This is a genomic window from Acidiphilium sp. PM, assembly GCF_000219295.1.
GTDB classification, from domain to species: Bacteria; Pseudomonadota; Alphaproteobacteria; order Acetobacterales; family Acetobacteraceae; genus Acidiphilium; species Acidiphilium multivorum.
On sequence record NZ_AFPR01000433.1, the window covers coordinates 1 to 660 of the forward strand.

The following is a 660-nucleotide window of genomic DNA, read 5'->3' on the forward strand; positions in this document are numbered from 1 at the left end:
GACCTTGCCACCCATCCCGGAATGTGGGCGGAGCGCGGCGGCATGGACGGGTTTTTCGCGGCAAGGTTGCAAGGCTGAGTCTGTCAGCCTGACTACCAGCGCAGGTTGCTTTTTCGCCCGACGAAGTTTCTTCATTTGTTAACGCGGCGGCCAGACGCGCGTCATGATCCGGCATGTGTTGCGGAGCAACATGTCGTTGCCTCGGAAAATCTCAATTTTTGATTTTTGAGACAGATGAGACATGATAACGGACCCATCAGGAGGCCTGACAAAAAAAGTTATTATTCGTCACGTTTTTTTTGTCAAATCCCTTAACGGCGGCTGGCGCGACTCCCGGCACGTCTTTATGTTGACACCATGGCACCGAAGAAACAGACGCCCCCGGAATCGGTCGGGCAACGAATCCGCGCCTTGCGCCTTGCGAACAATCTCACCCAGGACGAGTTTGCCGCGCAGCTCGGCGTGTCGCGCTCGGCGATCGCGCAGTGGGAAACCGACCGGGCCGGGCAGGTCCGGGAAAATCTCGAACGGATTTCGAAGGTGCTCGGCACCTCGATCGCCTATCTGGTCTCGGGGGAGACCGGGTCGCTGCAGGGCGACGAGCTGGCGCTGATGCGGCTTTACCGCGCCTGTGCTGCGGAGGACCGGCAGATCCTGCTG

General features: G+C 59.1%; 1 protein-coding gene. It reads left to right on the plus strand.

The annotated features are described in order from the left end of the window. Window positions 1-357: 357 nt before the first annotated feature. On the plus strand, window positions 358-660 hold a 303-nt coding region (locus tag APM_RS13245), incomplete at its 3' end, for a helix-turn-helix domain-containing protein (RefSeq protein ID WP_039888755.1).